This is a genomic window from Xanthobacter oligotrophicus (genome assembly GCF_008364685.1).
Classification (GTDB): Bacteria; Pseudomonadota; Alphaproteobacteria; order Rhizobiales; family Xanthobacteraceae; genus Xanthobacter; species Xanthobacter oligotrophicus.
Genome location: NZ_VTTL01000013.1, coordinates 164,131 through 180,913, shown reverse-complemented (window position 1 = coordinate 180,913; position 16,783 = coordinate 164,131). Strand labels below are relative to the sequence as shown.

The following is a 16,783-nucleotide window of genomic DNA, read 5'->3' as shown; positions in this document are numbered from 1 at the left end:
CGGACCTCACGCGGTCATGGCGGCGGGGGCCGCCTCGTCGAGATCGTCCTCGCCCAGATAGGCCTTGCGCACATGCGGATCGGCCAGCACCTCGGCGGGCTCGCCCTCCACCAGCTTCTTGCCGAAATCCAGCACCATGACGCGGTGGGAAATGTCCATCACCACCCCCATGTCGTGCTCGATCATGATGATGGTCATGCCCCACTCCTCGTTGAGGTCGACGATGTAGCGGGCCATGTCCTCCTTCTCTTCCAGGTTCATGCCCGCCATGGGCTCGTCGAGCAGGATGAGCTTGGGTTCCAGCGCCACCGCGCGGGCCAGCTCCACCCGCTTCCGGAGGCCGTAGGAGAGAGTGCCGGCGGCGGCCTTGCGCACATGCTGGATGTCGAGGAAGTCGATCACTTCCTCCACCTTGCGGCGATGCTCCAGCTCTTCCTTCTGCGCCCCGCCGATCCAGTAGAGCGCGCCGGTGAGGAAGTTGTTCTTCAACAGATGGTGGCGGCCGACCATGATGTTGTCGAGCACGCTCATGTGGCTGAACAGCGCCAGATTCTGGAAGGTGCGGCCGATGCCGATGGCGGCGCGGCGGTTGGGCTTCAGCCGGGTCACATTCTCGCCGTCGAACACCACCCGCCCCTCGCTCGGCGTGTAGCGCCCGGAGATGCAGTTGAGCATGGAGGTCTTGCCGGCGCCGTTCGGCCCGATGATGGAGAACAGCTCGCCGTGGCGCACATGGAAGCTCACATCGGACAGCGCCTTGAGGCCGCCGAACCGGAGCGAAATGTTCTCGATACTCAAGAGGGCAGCCGTGCCCGGATCAGCCCCAGCCGAAGCTGCGGGTAGCGACATATTCCCCTCCCTCATTCCCGTACACGGGGCGGCTTCTCTGAGCCATCGTCTCATATTGTGAGACGGTATTAATCATCATTATCCAGCGGCATCTCGAATGTTTCAAGAGCATCCGGACAACTTCGAAAAAATATTGCCAACACCCCCTGTTAGTCTCACATTATGAGACATGACTGAGCCTTTGGATCCCGACTCTACCTCCCCCAAGGGGGCTCAAAGCTTGTCCCGTGCCGTTGCCGTTCTGCGGGCGGTGGCCGACGCGCCGACCCATGGCGCGCGGCTAGCCGACCTCACGGCGAGCACCGGCCTGTCGAAGCCCACGACCCACCGCCTGGCTGCGACGCTCGTTCACGAGGGCCTTCTCGCCTATGATCCGGCGACCCGCCTCTACACGCTCGGCGCCTTCTGCCTGAGCCTCGGCCGCCGCGCGGGCACGATGCCGGCGGAGACCGCGACGGAGAGCGATGCCGCATCGGTTCCGAGCCTGTACCAACGGCCGGAGTATCGTGGAGACGCCATTGCCCTCGCTCATCTGCTCTGCGACCGGCATCTGCCCGGCAAGCGCTCGCATCCGGCCATGATCCATGAATCCGTCTCGGGCCAGACTTCGGAACTGAGCTTTGGCAGGCTTGCCGACTATTCATCACGCTTTGCCCGTGTATTGGCGACCATCGGCATCAGGAAAGGCGATTGCGTTGCCGTCATGCTGCCCAAGGGCGTCGAACTGATCATCGCCGCGCTCGCCATCTGGCGGGTCGGCGCCGTCTACATGCCGCTGTTCTCCACCTATTCCGCCTCGGCGGTGAACGCCCGCCTGGAAACGAGCGGCGTCAAGGCCATCGTTGCAGATCGGGTGCTGGTGGAGCGCGCCCGCAAATACATCAAGCCATCAACGCCGGTCTTTCTCGTGGAAGGGGACCACATCAACCGCATAGAAGGCCGGGTCACCCAGTTCTGGTCATCGATCTACGAGGCCGAGCCGTTGGCCGAAGCCGCGACCTATGCGGCAGACGACCCTTTCATCATGACCTATTCAACGAAGACGGTCGAACCCAGGTACGGCCTGTTCACCCCCGTCCGCGCCCTGGCCGCAATCGAGCAATACATGCGTCTCGGGCTTGATGTCCGGGACGAGGACGTGTTCTGGAACATGACCGACCAGGGCTGGGAATACGGGATCTTCTACGGTCTCGTCGGCCCGCTCCTGATCGGCAGCTCCATCCTGTTCTGCGATGGACCCTACGATGTCTCGCAGGGCTATCGCGTCCTGTCGAAATTCCGTGTCACCAACCTCACCGCCGCACCCTCCCAGATCAAGGCCTGGTGGCGCGGCGATCCCAGCGCGGCCTCGCACCAGCTCGCGCTGCGCGTGGTGACCGTCGGCGGCGAGCCGTTGCCTCGGGACATCATCGCCTGGGTGACGCAGAAGCTCGGCGTGCCCCTGATCAACCAGTACGGACACCGCGAGGCGGGGATGATCATAGGCATGAAGCATGACCCGCATGACCCCCGCTCCCTGAACCGGGTTTCCGTCGGCCAGGTCGCGCCCGGCTTTTCCCTGGTCGTCCTCGACGACAATGGTGCAGAACTGGGCGTGGGCACCGAAGGAATACTGGCGATCCACGTCCGGCGCTCGCCGCTTTTCTGGTTTCGTGCCTACAGGAAGGACGAGGCCGCAACGAAAGCCAGATTCAGGTTCGGAAGCGCCTATTACATCATCGGGGATACCGGCCACATGGATGCCGACGGCTGCGTCCACTACAGCGGGCAGGCATCCCACGCCATCTCGATGCACAAGGATTGATGTCGCGCCCTGTCGGTCGCCATGTCTGCGTCTCCCTTCGTTCTTTGCGCCCCGCTTGATGCGGCTGGCTTGGCGCATGCCCGGTCGTTTTGCCGAGTTCAATAAACAATCAAGCGTTCTTTTTTATTGTGGTCAAGCGGCAATTCTTGTCGCAGGATGCCATTGCCGAGCGGGGGCGGCGCACGTCAGACTAAAGTCGCCCTCCGGGCCGGATCCTCGATCCGCATGTCCCACCCGCTTCCGACCGCCCGGCGGCCGGGCGCACAAAAGTTCCAGAAGGCCATGGCGCGCACCATCGGTTCCAACGGCGCCCGTACCGCCGAAGCCATCCGCCAGGCGGGCGTCAAGCTCATCTACAAGCACGGCTACGAGGCCATGAGCCTCCGGCAGCTCGCCGCCGAGGTGGGGCTGCAGTCCGGCTCGCTCTACAAATATTTCGCGAACAAGCAGAACCTGCTGTTCGACATCGTGCGCGACCACATGGAGGACCTGCTCGGCAAGGCCGAGGCGGACCTCGAGGGCATCACCGACCCCTTGGCGCAGCTGAAGACCTTCTCCGCCTTCCATTTGCGCTACCACATGACGCGCATGGCCCATGTCTTCATCGCCAACATGGAGATCCGCAGCCTGGAGGACGAGCATCGCGCCGTGGTGGTCGCCCTGCGCCGGCGCTACGAAGGACTGCTGGAGGAGATCCTGCGGCAGGGTGCGCAGGACGGCGTGTTCCAGGTGAGCGAGCCCAAGGTCGCCACCTACGCCATCATCTCCATGCTCACCGGCATCTGCATGTGGTACCGCCCCGGCGGGCGGCTCTCCCAGGACGAGCTGGTGGAGATCTACACCGGCCTCGTGGTGGACGGCGCCACCGGACCCGGCCCGGCAACCGCCGCCCGCGCCAAACCGCTGGAAGCCGTCGCCGCCCAGCCCCGCGACAGCGGCACGCGCGCCAAGCCCCGCGTCGCACGGCCCAAAACGGCGCGCGCGTAAAAGCCCTTTTCATGCCGCCATGGCCCTTGCGCGCCCCGGAAAAAAACGTACGATCGTTTCCAAGCCGGCAATGACCGGCACCGGAGGATGACGCGCCCACCTGCCGCCCGCCCATCGAGGCGACGGGCGCGCGTCCTTCTCCGTTCGGTCAATCGCAGTTGGGCCGGGGTCATCGGCCCGTCTTTTCGGGGGCGAGAGCGCTCATGGCGATCATTGAGGACGCGGTGGACCGCCGCTCCGACACCTTCCGCCGCAACAGTCAGGCCCTTGAGGCCTCCGTCGCCGACCTGCGCACCACGGTGGAGCGCGTCGCCGAGGGCGGCGGGGAAGTGGCGCGCGAGCGACACCTGAAGCGCGGCAAGCTGCTGCCGCGGGACCGCATCCGCACTCTGCTCGACACCGGCTCGCCGTTCCTCGAACTGTCGCAGCTCGCCGCCCACGGCATGTATGGCGACGAGGTGCCCGCCGCCGGCATCATCACCGGCATCGGCCGGGTCTCGGGCCGCGAATGCGTCATCGTCGCCAACGACGCCACCGTGAAGGGCGGCACCTATTATCCCGTCACGGTGAAGAAGCACCTGCGGGCCCAGGCCATCGCCCGGGAAAACCACCTGCCCTGCATCTACCTTGTGGATTCCGGCGGTGCCAACCTGCCGAATCAGGACGAGGTCTTTCCCGACCGCGAGCATTTCGGCCGCATCTTCTTCAACCAGGCCCACATGTCGGCGGACGGCATCCCGCAGATCGCCGTGGTCATGGGCTCGTGCACGGCGGGCGGCGCCTATGTGCCGGCCATGGCCGACCAGTCCATCATGGTGAAGAACCAGGCCACCATCTTCCTCGGCGGGCCGCCGCTGGTGAAGGCCGCCACCGGCGAGGTGGTCACCGCCGAGGAGCTGGGCGGGGCCGACGTGCACACCCGCACCTCCGGCGTTGCCGACCACATGGCGGAGAACGACGCCCACGCACTGGGCATCGCCCGCTCCATCGTGGCCGATCTCAACGCCACCAAGGCCCATTCCCTCGACATCCGCGAGCCGCGCGCGCCGCTCTACGATACGAAGGACATCTACGGCATCGTCTCAGCCGACCCCAAGCAGCCCTTCGACGTGAGGCAGATCATCGCCCGCATCGTGGACGGGTCGGAGTTCGACGAGTTCAAGCCGCTCTATGGCCAGACGCTGGTGACCGGCTTCGCCCGCATCTTCGGTTATCCCGTGGGCATCATCGCCAACAACGGCATCCTGTTCTCCGAGAGCGCGCTGAAGGGCGCCCACTTCGTGGAACTGTGCTGCCAGCGCAATATTCCCCTCGTGTTCCTGCAGAACATCACTGGCTTCATGGTCGGCCGGAAGTACGAGGCCGGCGGCATTGCCAAGGACGGGGCGAAGTTCGTCACTGCCGTGTCCTGCGCCGCCGTGCCCAAGTTCACGGTGGTGATCGGCAATTCCTTCGGCGCCGGCAATTACGGCATGTGCGGGCGCGCCTTCGATCCCCGCTTCCTGTGGATGTGGCCCAACGCCCGCATCTCGGTGATGGGCGGCGAGCAGGCGGCCGGCGTGCTCGGCCAGGTGAAGCGCGACGGCATCGAGGCCCGCGGCGGCACCTGGTCGGCCGACGAGGAGGAGGCCTTCAAGGCCCCCATCCGCGCCCAGTACGAGGTGCAGGGCCATCCCTATTATTCCTCGGCGCGGCTGTGGGACGACGGCGTCATCGACCCCGCCGACACCCGCATGGTGCTGGCCCTCGCCCTCTCCGCCGCACTGAACGCCCCCGAGCAGGAGACGCGCTTCGGCGTGTTCCGCATGTGATGGCGCGCGCCACCCGCGTTCACGGCCGGGTCCGGAGGACCGCTCCATGAGCCTCATCACCACCGTCGAGGATGGCGTCGCCATCATCACCCTGGATCGGCCGCAGGTGCGCAACGCCTTCGACGATGCGCTCATCGCCGCGCTCACCCGCGCCTATGACGCCGCCACCATCGATCCGGAGGTCTACGCCGTCCTGCTCCGGGCCAACGGCCCCACCTTCTGCGCCGGCGCGGACCTCAACTGGATGCGCCGCATGGCCGCCTATTCGCGGCAGGAGAACCTCGCCGACGCCATGGCGCTGGCGACGCTCATGCGCACCATCGACCTGTGCCCCAAGCCGACGCTGGTGCGGGTGCACGGCTCGGCCTTCGCCGGCGCCACCGGGCTGATCGCCGCGAGCGACATCGTGGTGGCGGTGCCGGAAGCGGAATTCGCCGTCACCGAGGTGCGCATCGGCCTCATTCCCTCGGTCATCAGCCCCTATCTGGTGCGGGCCATGGGGGCGCGGCAGGCGCGGCGCTATTTCCTCACCGCCGAGCGCTTCTCCGCCGAAACCGCGCTCGCCCTGGGCCTCGTGCACGAGGTTGTGCCGGCCGAGGAACTGGACGCCGCCATCGCCCGGCATCTCAAGGCGCTGAAGGCGGCAAGCCCCGGCGCCATGGCTGCCACCAAGGCGCTGATCGCCGCCGTGGACCGGCCCTTCGACCAGACCGTGCTGCAGGACACCGCCCGCCGCATCGCCGACCAGCGCGTGAGCGCCGACGGGCGCGAGGGCGTTTCCGCCTTCCTCGAAAAAAGAAAACCCAAATGGGGGACCGCATGAACCGGGGGGCCGCATGACCAAAGCGATCCGCACCCTGCTCGTCGCCAATCGCGGCGAGATCGCCGTGCGCGTCATGCGCACCGCCAAGGCCTTGGGCCTGCGCACCGTCGCCGTCTATTCGCAGGCGGACGCCCATGCGCTCCACGTGGCGAGCGCGGACGAGGCCTATCCCATCGGCCCGGCACCCGCCCGCGAGAGCTACCTGCGAATCGACGCCATCCTCGACGCGGCGCGGAAGAGCGGGGCGGATGCCATCCATCCCGGCTACGGCTTCCTGTCGGAAAACGCCGCCTTCGCCGAGGCCTGCGAGAAGGCGGGCATCGTCTTCGTCGGCCCGCCGGCTTCCGCCATCCGCGCCATGGGTTCCAAGAGCGCGGCCAAGGCGCTGATGGAGAAGGCCGGCGTGCCGCTGGTGCCCGGCTATCACGGCGAGGACCAGGATCCGGACCTGCTCGCCCGGGAAGCCGAACGCATCGGCTTTCCCGTGCTCATCAAGGCGTCCGCCGGCGGCGGCGGCAAGGGCATGAAGGTGGTGCGGTCGGCGGAAGAATTTCCGGATGCCCTCGCCTCGGCCCAGCGCGAGGCAAAAAGCGCCTTCGGCGACGACCGGGTGCTGGTGGAGAAATATCTCACCACCCCCCGCCATATCGAGGTGCAGGTCTTCGCCGACAGCCACGGCAACGCGGTCTATCTGCACGAGCGCGACTGCTCCATCCAGCGCCGCCACCAGAAGGTGGTGGAGGAAGCCCCCGCCCCCGGCATGACACCGGAGCGCCGCGCCGCCATGGGCAAGGCGGCGGTGGATGCCGCCAAGGCGGTGGGCTATGTGGGCGCCGGCACGGTGGAATTCATCGCCGAGGGCGAGCACTTCTACTTCATGGAGATGAACACCCGCCTCCAGGTGGAGCATCCGGTCACCGAGAGCATCACCGGGCAGGATCTGGTGGAGTGGCAGATCAAGGTGGCGCAGGGCGAAAAGCTGCCCCTCGCCCAGGCCGACATCCCGCTCAAGGGCCACGCCATCGAGGTGCGGCTCTATGCGGAGGACCCGGCGCGGGATTTCCTGCCGCAGGTGGGCCGTCTCGACCATCTGGTGCTGCCCTTCCATCTCCAGGGCACGCGGGTGGATACGGGCGTGCGTTCAGGCGACACGGTCTCCATCCATTACGATCCCATGATCGCCAAGATCATCGTCTCCGGCGCCGACCGCACCGAGGCGGTGCGCCGGCTGGACGCCGCCCTCGCGGCCACGGAAGTGGTGGGCCTTGCCACCAACCGGGTGTTCCTGAAGGCCATCGCCACCCATCCCGCTTTCGCGGCGGCGGAGCTGGACACCAACTTCATCGCCCGCCACCAGGACCAGCTTTTGCCCCCGCCCCAGCCGGTGGACGATACGGTGCTGGCGCTCGCCGCCCTCTCCATCCTGAAGGAGGAAGCGCGCCAGTCCGCCGAGGCGGTGGATGCGGCCGACCCGTTCTCGCCGTGGGGCCTCGCGCCGGGCTGGCGGCTGAACCGCGACGCCCATGTGGACCTGACCTTCGCCGACCGCGAACGACGCATCGCCGTGCGCGCCCATTTCCGGCCCTCCGGCTTCGTCCTCAGCCTGCCGGGCGGCGACATGAGCGTGGAAGGCGACACGGAGGCCGATGGCACCCTGCGCGCCCGGCTCGACGGCGTCGCCCTGTCGGCGCGGGTCATCCGCACCGGCGCGCATCTCACCGTGTTCGTGCGGGGCGGGGAATATGGCGTCGAGTTCATCGACCCGCGCCTTGCCTCCCAGGCCGCCACCGGCACCGCCGGCCGGCTGGTGGCGCCCATGCCCGGCACCATCATCCGCATCGCGGTGGAGGAAGGCCAGGAGGTGGCGAAGGGCGCCGCCCTCGTGGTGGTGGAGGCCATGAAGATGGAGCACACCGTCGCCGCGCCGCGCGACGGCAAGGTGAAGACGCTGAAATTCGCCGTGGGCGACCTCGTGGACGAGGGCGCCGAGCTTCTGGTTCTGGAGGACGCGTGATGACCCGCCCGGCATCGGTGCGCATCGTCGAGGTAGGGCCGCGCGATGGGCTCCAGAACGAGCCCGGCCTCGTCCCCGTCGCCGCCAAGGTGGCGCTCATCGACGCCCTCGCCGGCGCCGGGCTGACGATGATCGAGAGCGGCTCCTTCGTCTCACCCAAATGGGTGCCGCAGATGGCGGACACGGCGCACGTGCTGGCTGAGATCGATCGGCGCGACGGCGTGCGCTATCCGGTTCTCACCCCCAACCTGAAGGGGCTGGAGCTGGCGCTCGCCTCCGGCGTGGAGGAGGTGGCGGTGTTCGCCGCCGCGTCGGAAGCCTTCAGCCAGAAAAACATCAATTGCTCCATCGCCGAGAGCCTGGAGCGCTTCGCGCCTGTGCTCGACCTCGCGAAGGCGCAAGGCGTGGCGGTGCGCGGCTATGTGAGCTGCGTGCTGGGCTGCCCCTATCAGGGCGAGGTGCCGGTGGCCAAGGTGGTGGAGGTGTCCGAGCGCCTCATCGCCATGGGCTGCTATGAGGTCTCGCTGGGCGACACCATCGGCGTCGGCACCCCGGACAAGGCGAAGGCCATGGCGCGGGCGGTGGCCGGCGTGATCGGGGTGGAGCGCACGGCGCTGCATTTCCACGACACCTACGGGCAGGCGCTGGCCAATGTGCTGGCCTGCCTGGAGCTGGGCATCGCCACGGTGGACGCGGCGGTAGCCGGCCTCGGCGGCTGCCCCTACGCCAAGGGCGCCTCGGGAAATCTCGCCACCGAGGACCTCGTCTACATGCTGGACGGCCTCGGCGTGGACACCGGCGTGGACCTTAACGCCCTCGCGGGCGCCGGCCGCGCCATCACCGCCGCTTTGGGCCGCACGCCCGCCTCGAAGGTGGCACAGGCGCTCGCCGCCAAGGCCGGGTGAGGCGGGACGCAGCCCAGTCCGCAAGGCGGACACGCGTGCGCTTCGCCGTCCTCGTTCGTTCCAAACCACCGCGCGCTCGCCGGTAGCAACCGCGTCATGCCCGGGCTCGTCCCGGGCATCCACGCCGTGCCGCGCGCACAAACTCCCGAACAGGCCACGAAACCCCGCACCCCCTTCCCGAGCCGGACAGGGGGCGCCTCCGCATGCATGCGCCCATGCCATTCCGTTGACGCCCATGAAATCCCATGTTAGCCCATTGTTACCCATGAACACGATGGACGGCCTTCGCCGTCGCGCAGGCGGCTTTGAGCGCTGCCTGCCGGAAGAGAGGGGCACCCGGGCGCCATGGACCGCTTCGTGTCCACCTACACGATGCGGCTCGACGCCAAGGGCCGGGTTTCCATCCCCGCGCCCTTCCGCACGGTGCTGGCCAAGGACGGCACGGACGGCCTCCATTGCCATCCGAGCCTTGCCGAACCCGCGCTGGACGCGGGCGGAAACCGCCTGATCGGCGAGATCGACACGCTGATCGAGAGCTACCCGCCCTATTCCGAGGCGCGCGAGGAGCTGGCCGCCGCCCTCTACGGCACCAGCGAGACCCTGCGCATCGACCCGGAAGGCCGGGTGGTGCTGAGCGATACCTTGAAGGCCCATGCGGCGATCACCGACCAGGTGGCGTTCGTGGGGCTGGGGCACAAATTCCGGATCTGGGAACCGGAGCGGCTGAAGGCGCATCTCGCGGAGGCCACCCAACGGGTGCGCGCGCTGCGCCAGGCCATCGGCTCCCGAGCGGAGAACCCGAGGAGCACCAAGGCATGACGACGGGCCACGGGGTCGGCCCCGCCGACGCCGCTGGCGGACCGGCCCGTCACCTGCCTGTGATGCTCGCCGAGGTTCTCGCGCACCTCGCGCCGAAGGACGCCGGCCGCTATGTGGACGGCACCTTCGGCGCGGGAGGTTACACGCGGGGCATCCTGAACGCCGCCGATTGCCGGGTGCTGGCCATCGACCGCGATCCCACCGCCATCGCCGCGGGCGCGGACCTCGTGGCCGAGGCCGCCGGGCGGCTCAGCCTGGTGAACGACCGCTTCTCCCGGCTCGACGCGGTGGCGCAGGAGCACGATTTCTCGCCCCTCGACGGCGTGGTGCTGGACATCGGCGTCTCCTCCATGCAGCTCGACCAGGCGGAGCGCGGCTTCTCGTTCCGCCGCGACGGCCCCCTCGACATGCGCATGGGCGACACCGGCCCCTCCGCCGCCGACCTCGTGGCGACTTTGGACGAGGTGCAGCTCGCCCATCTCATCTGGAGCCTGGGGGAAGAGCGGCACTCGCGCCCCATCGCCCGCGCCATCGTGAAGGCGCGGGGCGAATCGCCCATCACCCGCACCGCCCAGCTGGCGGAGATCGTGTCCCGCATCGTCTGGCAAAAGCCCGGCGAGATGCACCCGGCGACCCGCACCTTCCAGGCCCTGCGCATCGCCGTGAACGAGGAATTATCCGAGCTAGTGCAAGCCCTTGTGGCGGCCGAGCGGGCGCTTGCCCCGGGCGGGCGGCTGGTGGTGGTCACCTTCCATTCCCTAGAGGACAGGATCGTTAAGACTTTTCTGTCAAACCGGGCAAAGGCACCCTCCGCCTCGCGCCATATGCCACAAGCGGAAGGGCCGGAGCCGTCCTTCCGCCTCGTGGCGAAAGGCGCGGTGGAACCCGGTCCCGACGAAGTAGCAGGCAATCCGCGCGCAAGGTCCGCGAAGCTTCGCGCGGCCGAGCGCACGGAGGCCCCGGCGCATCCGGGCGGTGACCTGATGGGGTTGCTTCCAGCCCCGTCACCGCAACGCCACGGGCGGAGACGCTAGAAGACATGTTCCGGGTCGCCAATGTCGTGATGGTCGTCGCGCTTCTGGTGACCGCCGCGGTGGTCTACCAGCTGAAATACGCGTCCACCGCCGAAGCCGAACGCCTCGCCACCCTGCGCACGCAAATCCGCAAGGAACGCGACTCCATCTCCATGATGCGGGCCGAATGGGCGCGCCGCACCTCGCCCATCTATATCCAGGGCCTTGCCGAGCGACACCTCGACATGAAGCGGCTGGACATCGATTCCATCTCCAGCCTCGACGACCTGCCCGAGAAGCCCGCCAACAGCGCGGACGGCATCGGCGGCCTGCTCGAGGCGCTGGTGGATGCGCCGCTGGTCACCTCTTCCGCGTCGTCGAAGCCGTCGGCCTCGCCCACCGCCCCCACCGGCACGGGCGGCGCCTCGGTGCCGGCCACCTCGGCCCTGCGCCCCGCCACTCCGCCCAAGCCCGCCGCGAGCACCGCGTCGGCGAGCGCGCCGCCCCGGCCGCCCCGCGCGACTGCCCCCATTGTCCAGAATGCCCCCGCTGCGCCGCCTGCGGCCCCTGAGGCCCGTCCCGATCCGGGGCCGGACCTCATCGAAGGGCTCAAGCGCCTGTTCTCCGGGCAACGCTGAAGAGGTCGCCATGGTCGAGAAGACGCCCTTTTCCGCCCGCATCGCCCGTTTCGCCGCCGACACGGCGGCCGCCCTGGGTCCCGAGATCCAGAAGGCCGACGCCGCCTGCGCGGTGCTGCTGGATCATGTCGGCCGCTATGCCGCTGCCGCCGGCCGCGCCCTGCTGCGCGGGCTGCGTCGTGCCGCCATCGCCACCTGGACCCTGGCCTCGGCCATCGCGGTGCGCCTGGGCCATCTCAGCTGGCGCGCCGGCCGGCATGTGGTGCGCGGCCTGTTCGGCCTCGACCGGGGCGACATGGAGACGGTCGCGCGCGGACGCATCAAGCTGATCATGCTCGCCTTCTGCGCGGTGTTCGTCGCCATTGGCGTGCAACTGTCCCACCTCGCCATCATCTCCGATCCCGGCGCCACCCGCGGGCGCAGCTCGGACGCGGTGAGCTCGGCGCGCCCCGACATCATCGACCGCAACGGCGACATCATCGCCATCGACGTGAAGTCGCCGTCCCTGTTCGCCGAGCCACGCCGTCTCATCGATCCCGACGAGGCGCTGGAAGGCCTGCTCAAGGTGCTGCCCGACCTCGACGTGGAGGAGAGCCGCAAGCGGCTGAATTCCGGCAAGGGCTTTGCCTGGCTGAAGCGCGAGATCACTCCGGCGCAGATGCGGGCCATCCACCGCCTCGGCTTGCCGGGCATCGGCTTCCTGAAGGAAAACCGCCGCATCTATCCGGATGGGCCCATCCTGTCCCACGTCATGGGCGGCGTGAACGTGGACAACCAAGGCATCTCGGGCCTCGAAAAATACATCGACGGCCGGGGCCTTGCCGAGCTGCATCAGGCGGGCTTCGCCACCGATCTCCAGCAGGAGCCGGTGGAGCTGTCCATGGACATGCGGGTGCAGCACGCCGTGCGCGACGAGCTGATCCGGGCCAAGAACAAGTTCTCCGCGCTCCACGCCATGGCGGTGGTGACCGAGGTCAACACCGGCGAGATCATCTCCATGGTCTCGCTGCCGGACTTCGACCCCAACGTGCCCGGCAACCCGAAGGACGACGCCTATCTCAACCGGCTCACCACCGGCGTGTTCGAGATGGGCTCCACCTTCAAGGCCCTGTCCTTCGCCATGGCGCTGGATTCCGGCAAGATCGGCCTGAACTCGTCGTTCGACGCCCGCGGCGCCATGCATTTCGGCCGCTTCAAGATTTCCGACTACCACGCGGAAAACCGCGTGCTGACGGTGCCCGAGATCTTCCTGGTCTCATCCAACGTGGGCACGGCGAAGATGGTGCTCTCCCTCGGGGTCGAGGCCCACAAGGCGTTCCTGAAGAAGATGGGCCAGCTCGACCGGTTGCGCACCGAGCTGCCGGAAAGCGCCGAGCCCATCGTGCCCCGGCGCTGGGGCGAACTGAACTCGGCCACCATCGCCTTCGGCCACGGCCTCTCCGTCGCCCCGCTGCAGGCGGTGATGGCGGTGAATTCCATGGTGAACGGCGGCTGGCTCATCACCCCCACCTTCATCAAGCGCACCCCCGAGGAGGCGCAGAAGGTGGCGGTGCGGGTGCTGAAGCCCGAGACCTCGGACAAGATGCGCTACATCATGCGCCTCAACGCCGAGAAGGGCACCGCCACCAAGGCCGAGGTTCCCGGCTATCTGGTGGGCGGCAAGACCGGCACCGCCGAGAAGGTGGTGAACGGGCGCTACGCCAAGAACAAGCTGCTCACCTCCTTCACCGCCGTGTTCCCCATGGACAAGCCGCGCTACCTCATCCTGGTGATGCTGGACGAGCCCAAGGCGACCTCGGAGACCTACGGCTTCGCCACCTCCGGCTGGAACGCAGCGCCCACCGCCGGCAAGATCGTGGAGCGCATCGCGCCCCTCCTGAACATCGCGCCGCGGCAGAACCTGCCCAATGCGGAACAGCTGCTGCGCATGCCGCTCAAGGTCGCCGACCGGCATTGAGGAGCTTCGCTCAAGCGCCGCGCGGGCTTGACCCCTGGTCGGTGAGAAAAGCGCGCCGGCTCTTGGAATAGTCCTCGGCCGCACATGAATACCACCCGCGGGACGCGTCCTCAGGTCGAGGGTGACAACCGGCGCGGGTGGATGCCAAAAGAGGTCCGATGACCAGCCTTTCCCTCGGACAGCTCCTCGACGGCCACGCCCGCATCCTTTCCGCCGGCGCGGGCAACGACCCTGTCTTCGGCCTCTCCGCCGACAGCCGCAGGATCACGCCCGGCGACCTCTTCGTCGCCATCCCCGGCACCCATGCGGACGGCAGCCGCTTCATCGCCGATGCGGTGGCGCGGGGCGCCGGCGCGGTGCTGATGGAGCCCACCGCGCCCCGTCCGGTCCTGCCGCCCCAGGTGGCGCTTGCCTTCTCCCTCGACGTGCGGCGCTCCCTGTCGCTGGCGGCGGCGCGCTTCTATCCGCGCCAGCCGACCACCATCGCGGCGGTGACGGGGACGGCGGGCAAGACCTCCGTCGCCTTCTTCCTGCGGCAGATCTGGGAGCGGCTCGGCCACAAGGCGGCGTATCTCGGCACCATTGGCCTGGTCGCGCCGGACGGCTCCACCTATGGCAGCCTCACCACCCCCGATCCGGTGGAACTGCACGCCACCCTCGACCGCCTCGCCGGCGAGGGCGTGACCCACATGGCGCTGGAGGCTTCCTCCCACGGGCTGGACCAGAAGCGCCTCGACGGCGTGCGCTTCGCCGCCGGCGGCTTCACCAATCTCGGCCGCGACCATCTGGACTATCACCCCACCATCGATGCCTATTTCCGGGCGAAGCTCCGCCTGTTCACCCAGGTGATGCCGGAGGAAGCTACCGCCGTGGCGGTGACGGGCGCGCCGTTCGCTGCCAATGCCCTGGCGTGGGCGCAGACGCGCGGCCTGAAGCTGCTGCCCATCGGCGAGGGACAATCGGGCGGCCTCGACATCTTCGGCACCACCGGGTCCGGCACCGGGCAGAAGGTGATGTTCGCGGACGGCACAAACGCCATCGTGCCGCTGGTGGGCCGCTTCCAGCTCGACAACGCCTTGCTCGCCGCCGGCCTTGCCATCGCCTGCGGGGCGGAGCGCGCGGCGGCGCTCGAGGCCCTCGCCCATCTCACCGGCGTGCCCGGCCGGCTGGAGCGTATCGGCGACGACCCGCGCCGGCCGGTGTTCGTGGACTACGCCCACAAGCCGGAGGCGCTGGCCACCGTGCTCGATACCCTGCGCGCGGCGGTGCCGGGGCGCCTCATGGTGGTGTTCGGCTGTGGCGGCGACCGGGACAAGGGCAAGCGCCCGCTCATGGGCGCCATCGCCGCCTCCAAGGCGGACGTGGTGATCGTCACCGACGATAATCCGCGCAGCGAGGACCCCGCCACCATCCGCGCCGAAATCCTCGAAGGTGCCCACGGGGCCAGGGAAATCGGCGACCGGGCGGAGGCCATCAAGGCGGCCGTGGCGCTGCTCCAGCCTGGGGATGCGCTCATTGTTGCCGGCAAGGGTCACGAAACCGGCCAAATCATCGGCGACCGGACATATCCGTTCTCGGACGCGGCGGAAGTCCTCGCCGCTCTCGGGTCAGGTTCGGCGAATCCGTCTCTCAACTTGGGGTAAGAAGGACGCGTCATCCGATCGCCGCGCGGAGCGGGACGATGGGCGCGAGCTTCGCAGGAGGTAGCGGCATGAACATGAGCGCTGGCATGAGCGGTCGGGTCCTGCACACCGTCGCCGAAATGGTGGAGGCCACGGGTGCCGCCGTGCGCGGCACACCCCGCGATGTCACCGGCATCTCCATCGACAGCCGCACCCTTGTCCCCGGCGACGCCTTCTTCGCCATCACCGGCGAGAACAGCGACGGCCACGCCTATGTGGAGAAGGCCCTCGGCGCCGGCGCGGCCCTGGCCGTCGTCGCCCGCGACAGGGTGGACGGCTTCCCCGACGATGCGCCGCTGCTGGTGGTGGACGACGTGCTCGCCGCCCTCACCGACGTGGCCCGCTCCGCCCGCGCGCGCTCAACGGCGCAGATCGTGGCGGTGACCGGATCGGTGGGCAAGACCACAACCAAGGAGGCCCTGCGCATCGCGCTGGGCGCCGATGGGGAGACCCACGCCTCCGCCGCCTCCTACAACAATCACTGGGGCGTGCCCCTGTCGCTCGCCCGCTTCCCGCGGGAGGCGCGCTACGGCGTGTTCGAGATCGGCATGAACCATCCGGGCGAGATCACGCCCCTGGTGCGGCTGGTGCGCCCGCACGTCGCCATCGTCACCACGGTGGAGCCGGTGCACATCGCCCAGTTCGCCTCCATCGAGGAGATCGCCGACGCCAAGGCGGAGATCTTCGACGGGGTGGAGCCGGGCGGCGCGGCGGTGCTGAACCTGGACAACCCGCTGTTCGACCGCCTGAAGGCGGCGGCCGAGGCGCGCGGCATCTCCCGCATCGTCAGCTTCGGCTCCGGCGAAGGGGCGGACGTGCGGCTCAAGGATGCGGCGCTGAAATCCTACTGCTCGGTCGTGGTGGCGGACGTGATGGGCACGCCGGTCACCTTCAAGGTGGGCATGCCCGGCCGCCACATCGTGCAGAACATGCTGGCGGTGCTCGCCGCCGCCAAGCTCGCCGGCGCCGACATGGCCCTTGCCGCCCTCGCATTGTCGCACCTCAAGCCGCCGCCGGGGCGCGGCGTGCCCCTTCGCCTGCAGGTGAAGAGCGGTCAGGCCACCCTGCTGGACGAGAGCTACAACGCCAATCCCGCCTCCATGCGCGCCGCCCTCGACGTGCTCAGCCGCACCCCGGTGGGGCCGCGCGGCCGACGCATCGCGGTGCTCGGCGACATGCTGGAACTGGGTCCGGACGGGGAGGCGCACCATGCCGGCCTCGCCGAGGCCATCGTCGCGGCCAAGATCGACCAGGTCTATTGCTGCGGCCCCCAGATGCACGCCCTGTGGCAGGCTCTCCCCTCGGATCGGCGGGGCGGCTATGCCATCCACGCCACCCACCTCGAACCCATGGTGGCCGCCGCCATCCGCGCCGGCGACACGCTCATGGTGAAGGGATCCAACGGCAGCCGCATGGGACCCCTGGTCAAGAAACTCGCCGAGCGCTTCCGCGCCGGCGAGGACGCGCTGCTCGAAGGATAA

General features: G+C 68.6%; 13 protein-coding genes. 12 read left to right on the top strand and 1 reads right to left on the bottom strand.

What is annotated here, in order from left to right:
* Positions 1–6: 6 nt before the first annotated feature.
* Positions 7–849 carry an ABC transporter ATP-binding protein gene (locus tag FZ033_RS21105; protein WP_232847595.1) on the bottom strand — a complete coding sequence of 281 codons (843 nt, stop codon included), beginning with the start codon at positions 847–849 and terminating at the stop codon, positions 7–9.
* A 220-nt stretch (positions 850–1,069) separates the two neighbouring features.
* Here FZ033_RS21105 and FZ033_RS21100 point away from each other — a divergent pair, with 220 nt between their 5' ends.
* The 12 genes from FZ033_RS21100 (at position 1,070) to FZ033_RS21045 (ending at position 16,783) form a co-directional block, all read left to right on the top strand.
* Positions 1,070–2,653 carry an AMP-binding protein gene (locus FZ033_RS21100; RefSeq protein WP_210247929.1) on the top strand — a complete coding sequence of 528 codons (1,584 nt, stop codon included), beginning with the start codon at positions 1,070–1,072 and terminating at the stop codon, positions 2,651–2,653.
* A 225-nt stretch (positions 2,654–2,878) separates the two neighbouring features.
* Positions 2,879–3,640, top strand: coding sequence for a TetR/AcrR family transcriptional regulator (locus tag FZ033_RS21095; RefSeq protein WP_232847594.1), 762 nt, complete (start codon positions 2,879–2,881; stop codon positions 3,638–3,640).
* Between the two features lie 203 nt (positions 3,641–3,843).
* Entirely contained in the window at positions 3,844–5,451 is a 1,608-nt protein-coding gene (locus tag FZ033_RS21090; RefSeq protein ID WP_149578016.1) for a carboxyl transferase domain-containing protein, read from the top strand.
* A gap of 46 nt (positions 5,452–5,497) precedes the next feature.
* Positions 5,498–6,274, top strand: coding sequence for an enoyl-CoA hydratase/isomerase family protein (locus FZ033_RS21085; protein WP_149578015.1), 777 nt, complete (start codon positions 5,498–5,500; stop codon positions 6,272–6,274).
* 13 nt (positions 6,275–6,287) lie between these two features.
* Positions 6,288–8,288, top strand: a complete 2,001-nt coding sequence (locus tag FZ033_RS21080; protein WP_149578014.1) for an acetyl/propionyl/methylcrotonyl-CoA carboxylase subunit alpha — start codon at positions 6,288–6,290, stop codon at positions 8,286–8,288.
* Positions 8,288–9,193 (top strand): hydroxymethylglutaryl-CoA lyase, encoded by a 906-nt coding sequence (locus tag FZ033_RS21075; protein WP_149578013.1) that lies wholly within the window; start codon positions 8,288–8,290, stop codon positions 9,191–9,193. The genes FZ033_RS21080 and FZ033_RS21075 overlap by 1 nt, the downstream gene beginning before the upstream one ends.
* Positions 9,194–9,538: 345 nt before the next feature.
* Positions 9,539–10,012 (top strand): division/cell wall cluster transcriptional repressor MraZ, encoded by a 474-nt coding sequence (locus FZ033_RS21070; RefSeq protein ID WP_149578012.1) that lies wholly within the window; start codon positions 9,539–9,541, stop codon positions 10,010–10,012.
* Entirely contained in the window at positions 10,009–11,046 is a 1,038-nt protein-coding gene (gene rsmH / locus FZ033_RS21065; RefSeq protein ID WP_149578011.1) for a 16S rRNA (cytosine(1402)-N(4))-methyltransferase RsmH, read from the top strand. The genes FZ033_RS21070 and rsmH overlap by 4 nt, the downstream gene beginning before the upstream one ends.
* 5 nt (positions 11,047–11,051) lie before the next feature.
* Complete coding sequence (ftsL, locus tag FZ033_RS21060) at positions 11,052–11,663, top strand: cell division protein FtsL (RefSeq protein ID WP_149578010.1); 612 nt, start codon at positions 11,052–11,054, stop codon at positions 11,661–11,663.
* Between the two features lie 10 nt (positions 11,664–11,673).
* The gene (locus FZ033_RS21055; protein ID WP_232847593.1) at positions 11,674–13,620 is read left to right on the top strand and encodes a peptidoglycan D,D-transpeptidase FtsI family protein; all 1,947 of its coding nucleotides are present in this window, start codon (positions 11,674–11,676) and stop codon (positions 13,618–13,620) included.
* 158 nt (positions 13,621–13,778) lie between these two features.
* Entirely contained in the window at positions 13,779–15,263 is a 1,485-nt protein-coding gene (locus FZ033_RS21050) for a UDP-N-acetylmuramoyl-L-alanyl-D-glutamate--2,6-diaminopimelate ligase (protein WP_232847592.1), read from the top strand.
* Between the two features lie 68 nt (positions 15,264–15,331).
* Positions 15,332–16,783 (top strand): UDP-N-acetylmuramoylalanyl-D-glutamyl-2,6-diaminopimelate--D-alanyl-D-alanine ligase, encoded by a 1,452-nt coding sequence (locus tag FZ033_RS21045; RefSeq protein ID WP_232847591.1) that lies wholly within the window; start codon positions 15,332–15,334, stop codon positions 16,781–16,783.

Coding starts and splice junctions, on each gene's coding strand:
- FZ033_RS21105 (WP_232847595.1), bottom strand. CDS start 849: ATGTCGCTACCCGCAGCTTCGGCTGGGGCTGATCCGGGCACGGCTGCC.
- FZ033_RS21095 (WP_232847594.1), top strand. CDS start 2,879: ATGTCCCACCCGCTTCCGACCGCCCGGCGGCCGGGCGCACAAAAGTTC.
- FZ033_RS21090 (WP_149578016.1), top strand. CDS start 3,844: ATGGCGATCATTGAGGACGCGGTGGACCGCCGCTCCGACACCTTCCGC.
- FZ033_RS21085 (WP_149578015.1), top strand. CDS start 5,498: ATGAGCCTCATCACCACCGTCGAGGATGGCGTCGCCATCATCACCCTG.
- FZ033_RS21080 (WP_149578014.1), top strand. CDS start 6,288: ATGACCAAAGCGATCCGCACCCTGCTCGTCGCCAATCGCGGCGAGATC.
- FZ033_RS21075 (WP_149578013.1), top strand. CDS start 8,288: ATGACCCGCCCGGCATCGGTGCGCATCGTCGAGGTAGGGCCGCGCGAT.
- FZ033_RS21070 (WP_149578012.1), top strand. CDS start 9,539: ATGGACCGCTTCGTGTCCACCTACACGATGCGGCTCGACGCCAAGGGC.
- rsmH (WP_149578011.1), top strand. CDS start 10,009: ATGACGACGGGCCACGGGGTCGGCCCCGCCGACGCCGCTGGCGGACCG.
- ftsL (WP_149578010.1), top strand. CDS start 11,052: ATGTTCCGGGTCGCCAATGTCGTGATGGTCGTCGCGCTTCTGGTGACC.
- FZ033_RS21055 (WP_232847593.1), top strand. CDS start 11,674: ATGGTCGAGAAGACGCCCTTTTCCGCCCGCATCGCCCGTTTCGCCGCC.
- FZ033_RS21050 (WP_232847592.1), top strand. CDS start 13,779: ATGACCAGCCTTTCCCTCGGACAGCTCCTCGACGGCCACGCCCGCATC.
- FZ033_RS21045 (WP_232847591.1), top strand. CDS start 15,332: ATGAACATGAGCGCTGGCATGAGCGGTCGGGTCCTGCACACCGTCGCC.